The organism is Fulvimonas soli (assembly GCF_003148905.1).
GTDB lineage: Bacteria > Pseudomonadota > Gammaproteobacteria > Xanthomonadales > Rhodanobacteraceae > Fulvimonas > Fulvimonas soli.
The window spans coordinates 19762-35983 of record NZ_QGHC01000005.1; the positions used below are offsets into that span (position 1 = coordinate 19762).

Annotated in this window: 13 protein-coding genes; 5 read left to right on the forward strand and 8 right to left on the reverse strand. The window is 72.2% G+C overall.

Going from position 1 to position 16222, the window contains the following annotated elements; translation table 11 throughout:
• Window positions 1-254 precede the first annotated feature (254 nt).
• Window positions 255-1127, forward strand: coding sequence for a hypothetical protein (locus C7456_RS07395; protein ID WP_342767294.1), 873 nt, complete (start codon window positions 255-257; stop codon window positions 1125-1127).
• A gap of 386 nt (window positions 1128-1513) precedes the next feature.
• Here C7456_RS07395 and C7456_RS07400 read toward each other — a convergent pair whose 3' ends face one another.
• The 5 genes from C7456_RS07400 to C7456_RS07420 form a co-directional block, all read right to left on the reverse strand.
• Entirely contained in the window at window positions 1514-2419 is a 906-nt protein-coding gene (locus C7456_RS07400; protein WP_109723113.1) for a DUF4097 family beta strand repeat-containing protein, read from the reverse strand.
• A gap of 16 nt (window positions 2420-2435) precedes the next feature.
• Window positions 2436-2870 carry a hypothetical protein gene (locus C7456_RS07405; protein WP_109723114.1) on the reverse strand — a complete coding sequence of 145 codons (435 nt, stop codon included), beginning with the start codon at window positions 2868-2870 and terminating at the stop codon, window positions 2436-2438.
• A complete protein-coding gene (locus C7456_RS07410) occupies window positions 2867-3415 on the reverse strand; it encodes an RNA polymerase sigma factor (RefSeq protein ID WP_109723328.1) in 549 nt (182 codons plus the stop codon). The genes C7456_RS07405 and C7456_RS07410 overlap by 4 nt, the downstream gene beginning before the upstream one ends.
• Window positions 3416-3722: 307 nt before the next feature.
• Entirely contained in the window at window positions 3723-5495 is a 1773-nt protein-coding gene (locus C7456_RS07415; RefSeq protein WP_109723115.1) for a phosphoenolpyruvate carboxykinase (GTP), read from the reverse strand.
• A 483-nt stretch (window positions 5496-5978) separates the two neighbouring features.
• Complete coding sequence (locus C7456_RS07420; protein ID WP_109723116.1) at window positions 5979-6560, reverse strand: TetR/AcrR family transcriptional regulator; 582 nt, start codon at window positions 6558-6560, stop codon at window positions 5979-5981.
• 236 nt (window positions 6561-6796) lie between these two features.
• On the opposite strand from C7456_RS07420, the gene C7456_RS07425 reads away from it, so the two are divergent.
• From C7456_RS07425 to C7456_RS07440, 4 genes are read left to right on the forward strand one after another with little or no spacing between them, the layout of a single operon-like run.
• Complete coding sequence (locus tag C7456_RS07425) at window positions 6797-7702, forward strand: alpha/beta fold hydrolase (protein ID WP_109723117.1); 906 nt, start codon at window positions 6797-6799, stop codon at window positions 7700-7702.
• Between the two features lie 19 nt (window positions 7703-7721).
• Complete coding sequence (locus C7456_RS07430) at window positions 7722-10193, forward strand: acyl-CoA dehydrogenase (protein WP_109723118.1); 2472 nt, start codon at window positions 7722-7724, stop codon at window positions 10191-10193.
• Window positions 10194-10204: 11 nt separating this feature from the next.
• Window positions 10205-10594, forward strand: coding sequence for a hypothetical protein (locus tag C7456_RS07435; RefSeq protein WP_109723119.1), 390 nt, complete (start codon window positions 10205-10207; stop codon window positions 10592-10594).
• 49 nt (window positions 10595-10643) lie between these two features.
• Window positions 10644-11114, forward strand: a complete 471-nt coding sequence (locus C7456_RS07440; protein ID WP_109723120.1) for a hotdog fold domain-containing protein — start codon at window positions 10644-10646, stop codon at window positions 11112-11114.
• A 4-nt stretch (window positions 11115-11118) separates the two neighbouring features.
• Here the strand turns inward: C7456_RS07440 and C7456_RS07445 are convergent, their stop codons facing one another.
• The 3 genes from C7456_RS07445 to fusA all read right to left on the reverse strand — a co-directional run bounded on the left by C7456_RS07445 (window position 11119) and on the right by fusA (window position 16182).
• Complete coding sequence (locus C7456_RS07445) at window positions 11119-12030, reverse strand: CPBP family intramembrane glutamic endopeptidase (protein ID WP_109723121.1); 912 nt, start codon at window positions 12028-12030, stop codon at window positions 11119-11121.
• Window positions 12031-12239: 209 nt separating this feature from the next.
• Entirely contained in the window at window positions 12240-13841 is a 1602-nt protein-coding gene (locus C7456_RS07450; RefSeq protein ID WP_109723122.1) for a peptide chain release factor 3, read from the reverse strand.
• 184 nt (window positions 13842-14025) lie between these two features.
• Complete coding sequence (fusA, locus tag C7456_RS07455) at window positions 14026-16182, reverse strand: elongation factor G (protein WP_109723123.1); 2157 nt, start codon at window positions 16180-16182, stop codon at window positions 14026-14028.
• Between the last annotated feature and the right edge of the window lie 40 nt (window positions 16183-16222).

The following is a 16222-nucleotide window of genomic DNA, read 5'->3' on the forward strand; positions in this document are numbered from 1 at the left end:
GACTGGCCATGACTATAGCCTGCCGGGGGTGCCGGGCGGCAGGAACCGGAAGGGCCTGCGGCCGGTCCAAGGCGCGTGGAAACTGTGGCCCGGGTCACCCCCGGGAGCGTATCGCAGGGTGTTAGTTTAAAGTAAAATGGAGTAGAATCCCTTCGGCCTGCCCCTCACCAGAGGGTTGAGGGGCGGGTCGGGAACTGTCCGGGGGTCCAGCGCACATCATGCGTCGTCATTGGCTGCCATTGCTGACTTTGCTCATGCCGCTCGCCGCGGCAGGGCAGTCGCTGGACGGCGATACGCACGCGCTGGCCCGGCAGCTGCTGCAGCGCGCGCCCGACCAGACGGCCGAGGTGAGCCCGGGCGTGGTGGTGCCGCTGTGGCGCGGCAGCGACGGCCGCATGCTGGCGCTGAAGGCCGACCAGCGCGCCTCCGGCGACGCCGCGCAGCGCGGCCGCGACCCGCTCTCCTTCAGCGTGGTCGACGCCACCGGCATGGTGAGCACCGGCCTGCAGTACGGCGTGGACCCGCACCTGCAGCTGCACGCCGACGTCGGCCAGCGCAACTGGCTGAGCCAGCCGCTCACCGTCTACAGCGGCGACGTGGGCGCCACCTACAACGCGGGCCGCTACAGCATGGGCCTGAGCGTGAGCGCCACCGACACGCCGCACCCGCCGGCGCTGCCGCGCGTGCTGCCGGGCGCCGCGCCGGGCGTGGGCGGCCTGCCGGATTTCGACGGCAGCACCCACCTCAACGCGCAGGGCCGCGTGGCGCTGGACGCCAAGAGCGGCATCGACCTGGGCGCCAGCGTCGGCCGCATCAAGCTGCTGCCCGGCAACCTGCTCGGCGTCGGCTCGCTGGACCAGAAGGCGCTGAGCTTCGGCGTCGACCGCGGCCCGCTGAGCGGCGCGATCGTCGGCCGCACGCTGCGCCCGAGCATCCCCGGCGCGCTGAACGCGGACCGCCACTGGAACAGCATCGACCTGGGCGTGACCGTGCGCCTGCCGTGGCAGGGCGAGCTGAGCATCGGCGCGCAGAACCTGTGGTCCTCCGGCGGCCCGATCAACACGCCGGTGGGCCCGGAGCCGGACCAGTCGCGCACGCCCTACGTGCAGTACCACCAGGATCTCTGAGCGCCTGTTCCAGACCCTCCCTGGAAGAACGGCGGGAAGGCCGGCGGGATGAGGCGCGGGCCGGCGTGCAGGCAGCGCTCGCCGTTCTTCCGCCGCCTCCCGTGCTTCTACGGCCAGGCAAAGCCGTGCCCGACCGCCCGGTACTGCGACGTGGCATAGACGGCGGCATCGGGGCCGCTGGCGGCCCTGCGTCGGGCTGATCGCGGCCGGAGGCCGCTCCCACAGCGGCCTCCGGCCGCGATGCCCGGACACCTCGCCCGCTCCCACCATGCCGTTGCGGCCCATCGCGCCGGCGCATTGGACTCGCGCGCGGTGGTCGCCGCAGCCGCGCAAGAAAAACGCCGTCGCCCGCGCGACGGCGTTTCCGTTTGCGCCGGGCGGGACGCTCAGTCCTGCCGGCGGATGCGCAGGTCGCCGCTGAAGGTCTCGATGTGGATGCGGCCCTGGCCGCCGTCCACGGTGGCGTCGAGCTCGCTGCCCGGGCCGTGCTCGCTGTGGTTGGCGCTGCCGAAGTCGCTGCGCAGGTCGCCGCTGAAGCTGCTGGCGTGGATCCGCGCCGAGACGTTCGCCGGCAGGGCGAGCTGCACGTCGCCGCTCATGCTGTCGATGTCCATGCTGCCGCCGGGTGCCGGCCCGCCGGCGAGCTGCGTGTCGCCGGACACCGTGCTCATGCTGAACTTGCGCCACGGGCCGCCGGCGGCCTGGATGCGGCCGGAGACCGTCTGCAACTCGGCCTCGCCGCCCAGCGACGGGGCCAGGATGTCGCCGCTCACCGTCTCCAGGTCGGCCCGCTCGGCGTGGCCGGCCAGCTCCACCGTGCCGCTCACGCTGTTCACGCTGAGCGAGGGCGTGCGCGCGTTGACGCGGGCCTTGCCGCTGACGGTATTGATCTCGATGCGCCCGCCGTCCATGCCGTCGACGTCCAGCGGCGCGCTGACCACGTCGATGTCCAGCGACGCGCCCCTGGGCACGCGCACCTCCAGCGTGCTCGGCCCCATGGCGCTGTCGCTGCCCCAGCCGAACCAGCCGGACTTGCCCTGCGCCTCCACCTTGATGGAAAGGCTGCTGTCGCCGCCGGTGATCTCCAGCGGCTTGGCGCCGTCGCCGAGCCGGCCGGTGACCCGCACCTCGTTGCGGTCCCAGCCGGTGACGCTGACCGAGCCCTTGATGTTGCCGATCGAGACGCGCGCGTCGGGCGTGGCGGCGTGGCGCAGGTCGATCGGCGTGTCGGCCAGCGCCTGGCCGGCGCACAGGCACAGCAGCAGCGGAAGGTAGCGGGTGGTGGTATTCATGCGGATTCCCCGTGGGTCAGCCCGCCTGGTCGAGATGACGCAGGCGCGACTGTTGTTGTTCGGTGCGCTCGAGCAGGCGCTGCAGCGCGGTCGAGTCGGGCGCCTGGCGCATCGCCTGGCGCAGTTCCAGGCGGGCGGCGTCCAGCTCGATCGCGGCGCCGGCCAGGCGCGGGTCGCTCGGCTTCCACGCCGCGCGCGCGGCCGGCGCCATCATCGTGGCGAGGCCCGGCTCCGCCGCCCGGCGCGACTGCAGCAGGCCGAAGCCCACCGACAGCAGGCTCAGGGCCGCGACGGCCGCCGCGGCCAGCCATTGCGGGGCGCGCGAGGCCGCGCGCGCGGCGGGTGCGTCGAGGCCGCCCAGCGTGGCCTCGATGTCCGGCCACAGGTCGCGTCGCGGTGCGACCGGCCGGCGCAGGTCGCGCAGCTGGCGGCGCCATTCGAATTCGTTCATGACGATGCTCCCAAGACTTTGCGCAGCAGGCCGCGCGCGCGGTGCAGCTGCGCCTTCGACGTGCCGACCGCCATGTCCAGCTCCGCGCCGATCTCCTCGTGCCGCCAGCCCTCGATGTCGTGCAGCACCAGCACGGCGCGCGCGCGGGCGGGCAGGCGGGCGATCGCCCGTTCCAGCTCCTCGCGCTCGGCCGCGCAGAACGGCGTCTCGCCATGCTCCGGCAGCAGTTCCTCGTCCGTGAAGCCGACCGGGCTGGCACCGCGCGCGCGGATGTCCATCAGCGCCACGTTCACCGCCAGGCGGTACAGCCAGGTGCCGAACGCGCTCTCGTGGCGGAACTCGCCGAGCTTCTGCCAGGCGCGCACGAAGGCATCCTGGGTCAGGTCCTCCGCGCGCGCATGGTCGTAGCCGGCCAGGCGCAGCACGGCGCCGTAGATGCGGTCCGCGTGGCGCCGGTACAGCCGCTGGAACGCCTGCCGGTCCCCCGCCGCCGCGGCGCGCGCGTCATCCGCATCGGGCGACAACGCAACGGTGGGCGTCGGCATGGGGCTTCCGGTGGCGAGGCAGGCGGCTTCCATCTTGCCAGCTTGGATGCGGGGGCGGGGAGGAGCGTTTAAAGGCGCGGCGTGGCGGATGGTGCCGCGGTGCGTGGCGAGCAAATGTGAGGGCGAGGCCGTGGCTTGCGGATGGGGTGATCGCACAACGATGAACCCGCCGTGCTCCCGGCTTGCTTCGAGGATGTGCGGGTGCCGGGTCGGGCGCTGGCGCTTCGCCGGGGGAGCGTGCGGCGGCATGGCCCCTCACCCCGGCCCTCTCCCCGCAGGGGAGAGGGAGTGGCGGCGGCGGTGTGGGTCAGGCGCGGGCGGCGAGCGGTTCGTCGTCGGCCAGCGCGGCGGCGACGCGCCGCCGTTCCGCGCGCAGGCGCGCGGGCAGGCGCGGGGCGAAGCTCTCCAGGTAGTCGCCGATCGCGTCGAGCTCGGCCTGCCAGCCGGGCACGTCCACGGCCAGCAGTTCCTCCAGCGCGCCCGGCGCCAGCGCCAGGCCGTCCACGCGCAGCTCGCCCGGCTCCGGCAGGATGCCGACGGGCGTCTCCACGCCGCGTGCGCGGCCCTCGACGCGGGCGATCATCCATTCCAGCACGCGCAGGTTGTCGCCGAAGCCCGGCCACAGGAACCGGCCGTCCGCGCCCTTGCGGAACCAGTTGACGTGGAAGACCTTCGGCAGCTTCGCGCCGGGCCGGTCGAACGACAGCCAGTGCGTGAAATAGTCGCCGTAGTGGTAGCCGCAGAACGGCTTCATCGCCATCGGGTCGCGGCGCAGCACGCCGACCGCGCCGGTGGCCGCGGCGGTGGTCTCCGAGCCCATCGTGGCGCCCATCAGCACGCCGTGCGCCCAGTCGCGCGCCTCCATCACCAGCGGCAGCAGCGAGGGGCGGCGGCCGCCGAACACGATGGCGCTGATCGGCACGCCCTGCGCGTCTTCCGCCCGCGGCGACCAGGTGGGGCACTGCCTCGCGCTCACCGTGAAGCGCGAGTTGGGATGTGCCGCGGGACCGTTGGCCGGGTCGTAGGGGCGGCCCTGCCAGTCGACGGCCGGCGTGCCGGGCAGGCCCTCCCACCACGGCTGGTTGTCCGCGGTGAGGGCGACGTTGGTGAAGATGGTGTCGCGCGCGATCGACTTCAGCGCGTTGGAGTTGGTGGCGGTGCTGGTGCCCGGCGCCACGCCGAAGAAGCCGGCCTCCGGGTTGATCGCGTACAGCCGGCCGTCCGCGCCGGGGCGCATCCAGCAGATGTCGTCGCCCACCGTCCACACCTTCCAGCCGTCGCGGCGGTAGCCCTCGGGCGGGATCAGCATGGCCAGGTTGGTCTTGCCGCAGGCCGAGGGGAAGGCGGCGGCGACGTAGTGCGTCCGGCCCTGCGGGTTCTCGATGCCGACGATCAGCATGTGCTCGGCCAGCCAGCCTTCCGTCCTCGCCTGCCAGCTGGCGATGCGCAGCGCGTGGCACTTCTTGCCGAGCAGTGCGTTGCCGCCGTAGCCGGAGCCGTAGGACTTGATCGCCAGCTCCTCCGGGAAGTGCATGATGAAGCGGCGCTCCGGGTCGAGCTCGCCGGTGGAGTGCAGGCCCCTCACGAACGCGCCCTCGCGCTCGATGCGCGCCAGCGCGGCGGCGCCCATGCGGGTCATGATGCGCATGTTGGCCACCACGTAGGGGCTGTCGGTGATCTCCACGCCGCAGCGCGACAGCGGCGAGTCGATCGGGCCCATGCAGTACGGGATCACGTACAGGGTGCGGCCTTCCATGCAGCCGTCGAACAGCGCGTCGATCTTCGCGTGCGCCTCGGCCGGGGCCATCCAGTGGTTGTTCGGGCCGGCGTTCTCGCGGTCGGTCGTGCAGACGAAGGTGAGGTGCTCGACGCGCGCCACGTCGGAAGGGTGGGAGCGGTGCAGGTAGCAGCCGGGGTGGGTGTCCTGGTTCAGCTCGATCAGGTCGCCGGTGGCCAGCATCTGCTGCACCAGCGCCCGGTATTCGGCGTCCGAGCCGTCGCACCAGTGGACCCGGGCCGGCCGGGTCAGGGCCGCCACCTCGTCCACCCAGCGCGTAAGCGTTTCCAGCTTGCTAGCCATCGCGTTCCTCTAAGGTCTTAGGGAAAAAAGGAATATGCACGCTAGTTTACGTCAACTGGTATGGCAAGGCGCGGCGCAGCACGGGGAAGGCGGCGGTGCGTTCCGCGCCGTGCCGAGGCCGCGTTCGCCTTGTCCGGCCGTGGTTCCGGCGCGGGCCGGACGGGCGCGTGGCGCGAAGGCCGCCGGCGTAGCGGACGACCCGCCAGGGGGCGCGGCGGTCGTCCAGTGATGGCTTGAATGGGGCGGGTCGCTACCGGAACCCGGCCTGCGCCGGGATGGCGGCGGGAGCCATGGCGCCAGCCGGGCAGCCCTGCGTCGCAGCGCATCGAGCCTGTCCCCCGGCAGCCGTGGGTGCAGGCCGGAACCCCGATCCTCTGCGGCAAGCGGGGAGCAAGCGTGGTCGCTGCCGGATTCCGGCCTGCGCCGGCATGACGGCGGGAACCGCCCGTGCTCGTCGCCCGTGGCCAGGGCGGCGGCGGACGCTCAGGCCGCCGGGATCAGGGTGCGGATCATGTGCTCGACGTAGGCGTCGAAGTCCTCGTGGCTCATCCGCGGCAGGCCGAGGGTGAAGTTGAGCTGCAGGAAGCCGACGTAGGCGGCGTAGGTGAGGCGGGCGCGGTTGAGCGCCTCCTTCGGCGGCAGCCCGGCCTCGCGGAAGGCGGCGGTGAGGAACTCGGTGCGCCGCTGCGACACGCGCGCCATCACCGGCACCACCAGCGGGTGGTCCAGCGCCTTCAGCAGCGCGGCGTACACGCGGTGCGGCTGCAGCTCGTGGGCGACCCGGCGGAACAGCTCGGGCAGGCGCACGCGCGGGTCGGGGATGGCCTCGATCTGCGCGATCACCTCGCGCTCGCCATACTGTTCCCAGCGCTCCAGCGCGGCCTGCAGCAGCGCCTCGCGGGTGCGGAAGTGCCAGTAGAAGCTGCCCTTGGTGACGCCCAGCCGGCGCGCCAGCGCCTCCACGGCCAGGGCGCCCACGCCCTGCTCGGCGATCAGTTCCAGGGCGGCGTCTTCCCAGCTCTCGGCGGAAAGGCGGGTGCGTTCGGGTTTGGTGCTTGCATTCATCCGCGCATGGTAGCCCCAGTGGGCGGCTTTGCAATGCGCGCTTGGGGCGGCGGGGCTTTCGTATGAATGGAGTGGCCGGGCGTTGCGGCACGAGGGGATCGCGGCCGGAGGCCGCTCGCTCCCACAAGGTTGCCGCAAGCCTTGTGGGAGCGGCCTCCGGCCGCGATGGGCAAAGCCCGCCGGCATCGTCCGGCATCGTATTGACGACGCCCCGACGGCAATCCATACTCAAGCGTATGGTCATCGCCGAAGCCCCAGCCTCCCGCACCTTCTTCCCGGCCGCCGACGGCGTGCGCCTGGCGGTGGAAACGCGCCGGCCCGGCGGCGCGCCGACCCTGCTGTTCGCCCACGGCTTCGGCCAGACGCGCGGCGCCTGGAACGGCGCGGCGGCGGCGATGGCGGCGCGCGGCTGCCGCTGCGTGAGCTTCGACAGCCGCGGCCACGGCGAGAGCGGCCGCGTGCCCGGCGGCGACTACCACATCGAGCAGTTCGCCGACGACCTGCTGCGCCTGGCCGGCGCGCAGCCGGAACCGCCGGTGCTGGTCGGCGCCTCGATGGGCGGCCTGCTCGGCCTGGTGGTGGCGGGCGAGGTGCGGCCCGCGCCGTTCCGCGCGCTGGTGCTGGTGGACATCACGCCGCGCTGGGAGTCGGCCGGGGTGGAGCGCATCCTCGCCTTCATGCAGGCGCACCCGGACGGCTTCTCCGACTACGCCGAGGCGGCCGAGCGGATCGCCGCCTACCTGCCGCAGCGCCGCGAGCGCAAGAGCGAGGAACAGCTGCGTCCGCTGCTGCGCCAGGGCGAGGACGGCCGCCTGCGCTGGCACTGGGACCCGGCCCTGCTCGGCGGCGTGGTGCGCGAGAGCGAGCGCTACCAGCCGCGCCTGCTCGCCGCCGCCGCCAGGGTGGACGTGCCGGTGCTGCTGCTCTCCGGCGCGCGCAGCGACGTGGTCTCGCGCGCCACCGTGGAGGAGTTCCTGGCGCTGGTGCCGCACGCGCGCCACGTCGAGGTGGCCGACGCCACGCACATGCTGGCCGGCGACGCGAACGACGCATTCACGCGCGAGATCGCACGCTTCGTCGAGTCGCTCGATCCCGCCCAACCGAATCCGGCCGGCGCCGCGCGCGGCGCCGGCGCAGCGTAACCGCAACGAGGATGCCGAGATGTCCGTGATACTCACCCTGCTGGCGGCGCTCATCTCGACCGGCGCCTGCGCCTACCACCGCACCCGCCTGCGCACCTGGGCGATCGTCGCGCCGGCGGCCACGCTGGTGGTGGGCCTGCTGGCCCACGCGCCGGCCACCACGGTCGTGCTGCTGCTGGTCGAGGCGCTGGTCGCGGTGCCGCTGCTGTTGGACGGCTTCCGCCGCCGGCAGATCACCGCGCCGCTGCTCAAGCTGTTCGCCAAGGTGACGCCGAAGCTCTCGGAGACCGAGCAGACCGCGCTGGAGGCCGGCACGGTGGGCTTCGAGGGCGAGCTGTTCTCCGGCAAGCCGGACTGGCACGAGCTGCTCAAGCAGCCCAGGCCCGAGCTGAGCGTGGAGGAGCAGGCCTTCCTCGACGGCCCGGTGGAGCAGCTGTGCGCGATGATCGACGACTGGCAGATCACCCACGAGCTGGCCGACCTGCCGCCGGAGGTGTGGGAGTTCATCAAGAAGAACAAGTTCTTCGGCATGATCATCCCCAAGCAGTACGGCGGCCTGGGCTTCAGCGCGCTGGCCCATTCGGCGGTGCTGCAGAAGCTGTCCACCATGTCGGCCACGGTGTCCTCCACGGTGGCGGTGCCCAACTCGCTGGGCCCGGCGGAGCTGCTGCTGCACTACGGCAGCGACGAGCAGAAGAACTACTACCTGCCGCGCCTGGCGGTGGGCGAGGAGATTCCCTGCTTCGCGCTCACCGGCCCCTACGCGGGCTCCGATGCCACCTCGATCCCGGACTACGGCATCGTCTGCAAGCAGGTGGTGGACGGCGTCGAGACGCTGGGCGTCAGGCTCACCTTCGACAAGCGCTACATCACGCTGGCGCCGATCGCCACGGTGATCGGCCTGGCCTTCCGCATGTACGACCCGGAGCACCTGCTGGGCGGGCAGGAGGACCTGGGCATCACCCTCGCGCTGCTGCCGCGCTCCACGCCGGGGCTGCAGATCGGCCGCCGCCACTTCCCGCTCAACATCCCGTTCCAGAACGGCCCGATCCACGGCAAGGACGTGTTCGCGCCGCTGTCCACGCTGATCGGCGGGCCGCACATGGCCGGCCACGGCTGGCGCATGCTGGTGGAGTGCCTGTCGGTGGGCCGCGCGATCTCGCTGCCGTCCAACGCCACCGGCGCGATGCGCGCCTCGGCCGCCGCCACCGGCGCCTACGCGCGCATGCGCAAGCAGTTCGGCCTGGCGATCGCCCGCTTCGAGGGCGTGGAGGAGGCGCTGGCGCGGATCGGCGGCCTCACCTACGCCACCGCGGCGCTGTCGCGCGCCACCGCCGCCGCGGTGGACCGCGGCGAGAAGCCGGCGGTGCCCTCGGCGATCGCCAAGTACCACGCCACCGAGTGGGCGCGCGTGGTGGCCGGCGCCACCATGGACGTGCACGGCGGCAAGGCGGTGCAGCTCGGCCCGAAGAACTACGCCGGGCGCGGCTGGTCCAGCGTGCCGATCGCGATCACGGTGGAAGGCGCCAACATCATGACGCGCAGCCTGATGATCTTCGGGCAGGGCGCGATCCGCTGCCATCCGTACGTGCTCAAGGAGATGCAGGCGCTGTCCATCGCCGACTACGGCGAGCGGCTGCGCAGCTTCGACAAGGCGCTGTTCGGGCACATCGGCTTCGGCCTCTCCAACGCGGTGCGCAGCTTCACGATGGGCCTGTCCGGCGGCCGCATGGGCGAGGCCGCGGGCGACGCCTACACGCGCCGCTACTACCGCAAGCTCAACCGCTACTCCGCCGCGCTGGCGCTGTGCGCCGACGTGTTCATGGGCGTGCTGGGCGGCAAGCTGAAGTTCAAGGAGAAGCTCTCCGCGCGCCTGGGCGACGTGCTGAGCTACCTCTACGTCGCCAGCGCCATGCTCAAGCGTTACGAGGACACCGGCCGGCCGGAGGCCGACCGCCCGTTCCTGGCCTGGGGCTTCCACGAGTGCATGTGGCTGATCCAGAACGCGCTGGACGGCGCCATCCGCAACTTCCCGGTGCGTCCGGTGGCGTGGCTGCTGCGCGCGCTGGTGTTCCCGCTGGGCCGCCGCGAGGTGCCGCCGTCCGACCGCCTGGGCCGCCGCGTCGCCGCGCTGCTCACCGCGCCCAACGAGGCGCGCGACCGCCTGGTCGACTGGGTCTACCTCAAGCCCACGCCGAACAACACGGTGGGCCGGATGAACGCGCTGCTGCCCGACGTGATCGCCGCCGAGCCGGTCGAGCGCAAGTTCCTCAAGGCGCAGAAGGCCGGCCAGTTCAAGGCGCACGAGTACGACGGCCAGCTCGCCGAGGCGCTGCAGGCCGGCGTGATCAGCCAGGCCGAGCACGACCTGCTCAAGCGCGTGCGCGACGGCGTGGCCGAGTTCATCGCGGTGGACGACTTCGACCCGTCCGAGCTGCGCGCGGCGGTGACGCGCGCGGACGAGCGCAGGAAGCTGGCCGACGCGGCCTAGGCGGCCCGGCCATGCGCGGCGAAACCCTGGTCTATCTGTGCGGCGCGCACAGCCTGGGTTTCGCCGCGTTCCACCTGGCGTTCTGGAAGCTGTTCGACTGGCCCGCCGCGCTGCGCGGGACCAACCTCGCCACGCGCGCGGTCGTGCAGATCCTCAACCTGCGGCTGATCTACGTCTTGCTCGGCGTGGCCGCGCTGTGCTTCTGGCTGCCGCACGAGCTGGTGGCGACGCGGCTGGGGCGCGCGCTGCTGGCGGGCATGGCGCTGTTCTGGGCCGGGCGGCTGGCCGAGCAGTTCGTGTTCCTGCGCTACAACGTCCTGCCGCTGCACGTGCTGACGGCGCTGTTCGCGCTCGGCGCCGTGCTGTTCGCGCTGCCGCTGGCGCTGGGGAGGGTGGCGTGAGCGCCCGCGATCCGGTGGCGGCCGGCGATCCATCGTGGAGCAACGTCCGGTGAGTCCTGCGCTTGCCCTCTATCGCCGGCTGGCGCCGCTGCCCGGCGGCCGCTGGCTGTACTCGCGCCTGATCTGCTGGAAGGCGCCGTACTTCGCCACCATCGCGCCGCGCTTCGTGGCGCTGAAGCCGGGCCGCTGCGAGGTGCGCATCCGCGACCGCCGCCGCGTGCACAACCACATCGGCACCGTGCACGCGATCGCGCTGTGCAACCTCGCCGAGCTGGGCGCCGGCGTGATGACCGACGCCACCATCCCCGCCTCGATGCGCTGGATACCCAAGGGCATGGCGGTGGAATACCTGGCCAAGGCGAGGGGCGCGATGCACGCCGTCGCCACGCCGGAGGCCCCGGCGGCGGAAGCGCCCGCCGGCTACGCCTGGCCGGTGCGCGTGAGCGTGCGCGACGACGCGGGCGAGGAGGTGTTCCGCGCCCGCATCGACATGTGGGTGTCGCCGCGCGGCGGGCGCTGAGGGCTCAGCCGCGCCGGCGCCAGGCCGGCGGCACGATCGAGCGGCGGCGCAGCGCGACCGCGAGCAGCGCCGCCGAGAGCGACGAGCACACCAGCAGCGCCACCACCGAGGCTTCGGCGCCGAATGCGCCGCCGCTCAGCCAGTCCGGCCCGCCGCGGCTGGACACCAGCCAGCCGTCCGCGCGCGTGCCCGACACCGGGATGCCGTAGACCGTGCCCTGCATGAAGTTCCACGCCGCGTGCAGGCCGATGCACGGCCACAGCGAGCGGGTGACGTGGTAGAGCAGGGCGAGCAGGATGCCGGCCTCGATGGCGATCGCCGCCGAACTCCACGCCGTGGCGCCAGGGTTGAAGATGTGCGCGGCGCCGAAGAACAGCGCCGAGATTGCCAGCGCCCACCAGGTGCCCAGGCCTTCCTCGACGATGCGGAACAGCACGCCGCGGGTGATGATCTCCTCGCCGATGCCCGCGCCCAGGCCCACCGTCAGCAGCGCCTGCAGCCAGTGCGCCTGCGGGTTGGCGCCGGCCACGCGGTAGCTGCCGGCCAGCCAGAGCACGCCGACCACGGCGCTGAACAGCGCGGCGCCGGCCAGCGCGCCCGCGGCGAGGCCGCGCGGCAGCCTGCGCCAGGCCAGCTCGTCGACGGCGCGCCGCTCCACCGTGCGCACCAGGAACAGGTAGGCCAGCAGCGCCGGCAGCACGAAGCCGGTCAGGTACAGCGCCACCCGCAGCGGCGCCGAGGGCGGCGTGCCGCCGGGGGCGAAGGTGGCGTGGCCGAGCGCCCCCGCGAGCCAGCCCAGCGCCGCGAAAGCCAGTGCGAAGATCACGATGCGCGCCGGCGGCGAGTAGACCAGCCAGCGCCGCCAGCGCGGCGCGTCGGTTGGCGTGGCGAAGGCGACGGCGGCTCCGGTCTGCATGCGCGGGTTCCCCTGGGTGGCGCGGCTAGGCTAGCAGTGCGCGTTCCTGGCGCCTATCTCGTTGCCGTTGCGTCCCGGCCTGCGTGGGGTGGGGGCGCGGAAGGGCGGCCTCCGGCCGCGATCGTCGGGAAACGGCAGGACGCGGCCGGGAAAAGCGCCGCCGCCGGCCGGGTGCCGCTTCCACAGCGCTCCCGCGGGCCAGACGAAGGTCAGACCTCGACCGAGGCCGCGTGCTCGCGCGTGGCCGAGAAGCGCACCTGCGGCCAGCGCTCCTGCGCCAGCTGCAGGTTCACCCGCGAGGGCGCCAGGTACACCAGCTCGCCGGCGGCGTCGATGCCGAGGTTGTTCGCGTTCTTCTCGCGGAACTCCTCCAGCTTCTTCGCGTCGTCGCAGTGCACCCAGCGCGCGGTGACCACGCCCACCGGCTCGAACGCGGCGTCCACGCCGTACTCGTCCTTGAGGCGGTAGGCCACCACGTCGAACTGCAGCACGCCCACCGCGCCCAGCACCAGGTCGTTGCTCATCAGCGGGCGGAAGAACTGCGTGGCGCCTTCCTCGGACAGCTGCGCCAGGCCCTTCTGCAGCGCCTTCATCTTCAGCGGGTCGCGCAGGCGCGCGCGGCGGAACAGCTCCGGCGCGAAGTTGGGGATGCCGGTGAAGGACAGCGGCTCGCCCTCGCTGAAGGTGTCGCCGATGGCGATGGTGCCGTGGTTGTGCAGGCCGATCACGTCGCCCGGGTAGGCGCTCTCCACGATCTCGCGGTCGCTGGCCATGAAGGTGAGCGCGTTGGCGATGCGCACCTCCTTGCCGGTGCGCGCCTGGATCATCTTCATGCCGGCGCTGTAGGTGCCCGAGCACACGCGCATGAAGGCCACGCGGTCGCGGTGCGCCGGGTCCATGTTGGCCTGGATCTTGAACACGAAGCCGGTGAGCTTGTCCTCCTCCGGCCTCACCTCGCGCGTGGTGGTGGCGCGCGGGCGCGGGCCGGGCGCGTGCTCGACGAAGAAGTCCAGCAGCAGCTGCACGCCGAAGTTGTTCACCGCCGAGCCGAAGAACACCGGCGTGAGCCGGCCGGCCAGGTACTGGTCGAGGTCGAACGGGTGCGAGGCGCCCTGCACCAGTTCCAGTTCCTCGCGCAGCTCGGCCAGCGCCTCGGCGCCGATCGCCGCCTCCAGGCCCGGCGCGTCCAGGCCCCTGAAGATGGTCGAATCCTGCCGGGTGAAGTTGCGGCCCGGCTCGAACACGTGCACCTCGTCCAGCAGCAGGTGGTAGACGCCCTTCAGGCGCTTGCCCATGCCGATCGGCCAGCTCACCGGCGCGCAGGCGATGCCGAGCACCGACTCCACCTCGTCCAGCAGCTCGATCGGCGACTTGCCCTCGCGGTCGAGCTTGTTGACGAAGGTCATGATCGGCGTGTCGCGCAGGCGGCACACCTCCATCAGCTTGATCGTGCGCTCCTCCACGCCCTTGGCGCAGTCGATCACCATCAGCGCCGAGTCCACCGCGGTGAGCACGCGGTAGGTGTCCTCGGAGAAGTCCGCGTGACCCGGCGTGTCGAGCAGGTTGACGATCTTGCCCTCGTAGGGGAACTGCATCACCGAGGAGGTGACCGAGATGCCGCGCTCCTTCTCCAGCGCCATCCAGTCGGATGTCGCGTGGCGCGCGGCCTTGCGGCCCTTCACGCTGCCGGCCATCTGGATCGCGCCGCCGAACAGGAGCAGCTTCTCGGTCAGCGTGGTCTTGCCCGCGTCGGGATGGCTGACGATGGCGAAGGTGCGGCGGCGGCGGGTTTCGGCGAGGTGGGTGGACATGGGGCGGGATCGGGGGCGATGCGAACCGCGCATTGTAGCGTGGATCGGGCGGGGGCCTTCCCGGCGGGCCCGGGAACGTCCGGCGCCGGGACCGCGGCGCGCCGGGCACCGTGGTCCCGGGCCGTGCCGCGGCCAGGCTCCGCGAACCTGAAAAAAGAGCGGCCCCGGCGCCGGGCGTGCCGGCCTACCTGGCTTCCTTCTCCATCAGCTTCTCCACCATGCCCGCCGGCACCTCCTGGTAGTGGTCGAACTCCATGGTGAAGGTGCCGCGGCCGCTGGTCGCCGAGCGCAGGAAGTTGATGTAGCCGAACATCTCCGCCAGTGGCACGAAGCCCTGCACGTAGGCCTGCGTGCCGCGCTGGCCCTGGTCGCTGACCGTGCCGCGGCGGCGGTTGATGTCGCCGATCACGTCGCCCAGGTAGGCCGGCTCGGTGACCACCTCCAGCTTCATCACCGGCTCCAGCAGCTTCGGCCTGGACAGCCGGTGCGCCTCGCGGAAGCAGGCGCGGGTGGCGATCTCGAAGGCCAGCGCGGAGGAGTCCACGTCGTGGTACTTGCCGTCCACCAGCCGCGCCCTGAAGTCCACCACCTCGTAGCCGGCCACCTGGCCCTCGCGCGACTCCGTCCGCACCGCGTGCTCCACCGCCGGGATGTACTCGCGCGGCACGCGGCCGCCGACGACCTCGTCGGAGAACACCACGCCCGAGCCCGGCTCGCCCGGCTCGAAGATCATCTTCACCTCGGCGAACTGGCCGGAGCCGCCGGTCTGCTTCTTGTGCGTGTAGGTGTGCTCCACCGCCTGGCCGAACGCCTCGCGGAAGCTCACCCGCGGCTTGCCCATCACCGCGTCCACGCCGAGCTCGGTGCGCATGCGGTCGATGGTGATCTCCAGGTGCAGCTCGCCCATGCCCTTGAGCACGGTCTGCCCGGTCTCCTTGTCCACCTCCAGGCGCAGCGAGGGGTCGGCCTTGACCATCTTGTAGAGCGCGGTGGAGAGCTTGTCGACGTCGTTGCGGTTCTTCGCCTCCACCGACACGCTGATCACCGGCTCGGGGAAGCGCATGCGCTCCAGCAGCGCCGGGTGCGCCGGGTCGCTGAGCGAGTCGCCGGTCTCGGTCTCCTTCAGCGAGACGAAGGCGCAGATGTCGCCGGCGCGCACCTCCTCGATCTCGCGGGTGGCGCTGGCCTGCACCTCCACGATGCGGCCGATGCGCTCCTTCCTGTTGCGGGTGACGTTGAGCAGGGTGTCGCCCTTCCTGATGACGCCGGAATAGACGCGGCAGAAGGTGAGCGTGCCGAACGGGTCGTTGATCACCTTGAAGGCCAGCGCGCGCGCCGGGGCGTCGTCCACCACGCCCTGCTCGCCGGTCACGTGGCCGTCCTGGTCGACGATGGCGATGCCGCCGTTCTCGCCGGGGTAGGGCAGGTAGTCCACCACCGCGTCCAGCAGCTGCTGCACGCCCTTGTTCTTGTACGAGGAGCCGCACAGCACCGGCACCAGCGCGCCGGCCACGCAGCCCTTGCGGATGCAGCGCTTGAGCAGCTCGACGCTGAAGTCGCCGCCGCGGATGAAGGCCTCGACGTCGCCGGCCTCGAGCAGCTTCTCGAACGCGGCGTCGTCCATCTCCAGCGCGCGCTCGATGGTCTCCACGCGCAGCCGCGGCAGGTCGGCCACCCACTGCCGGTCGGCGGCGGCGGAGAAGTCCACGCGGGCGGGGATCTCCTCCAGCGGCACGGTGTCCCACGGGCTGTCCTTGTCGTCGCCCTTCCACAGGTAGCCCACGCCCGCCACCAGGTCGGCCATGCCGACGAACTCGTCGTGGCTGCCCAGCGGCACCTGGCACAGCAGCGCGTCGGCGCCCAGGCGCTCGCGGATGCCCTGCACGCAGTGCGCGAAGTCGGCGCCGATGCGGTCCATCTTGTTGACGTAGCACAGGCGCGGCACGTTGTACTGGTCGGCCAGGCGCCAGTTGGTCTCGGTCTGCGGCTCCACGCCGGCCACGCCGTCGAATACCACCACCGCGCCGTCGAGCACGCGCAGCGAGCGGTTCACCTCGATGGTGAAGTCCACGTGGCCGGGCGTGTCGATCAGGTTGATCTGGTGGCCCTTCCACTCGGCGGACACCGCCGCGGACTGGATGGTGATGCCGCGCTTGCGCTCCTGTTCCAGGTAGTCGGTGGTGGTGGAGCCCTTGCCCTCCTTGGTGTCGTGCACGTCCACGATCTGGTGCTTCCTGCCGGTGTAGTACAGGATGCGCTCGGTGGTCGTGGTCTTGCCGGCGTCGATGTGCGCGATGATGCCGATGTTGCGGTACAGCTGCAGGGGTTTCTGGCGGGCCACGTGGGGAGCTCCGTTCGTGGTGGCGGGGAAACGCCCCAGG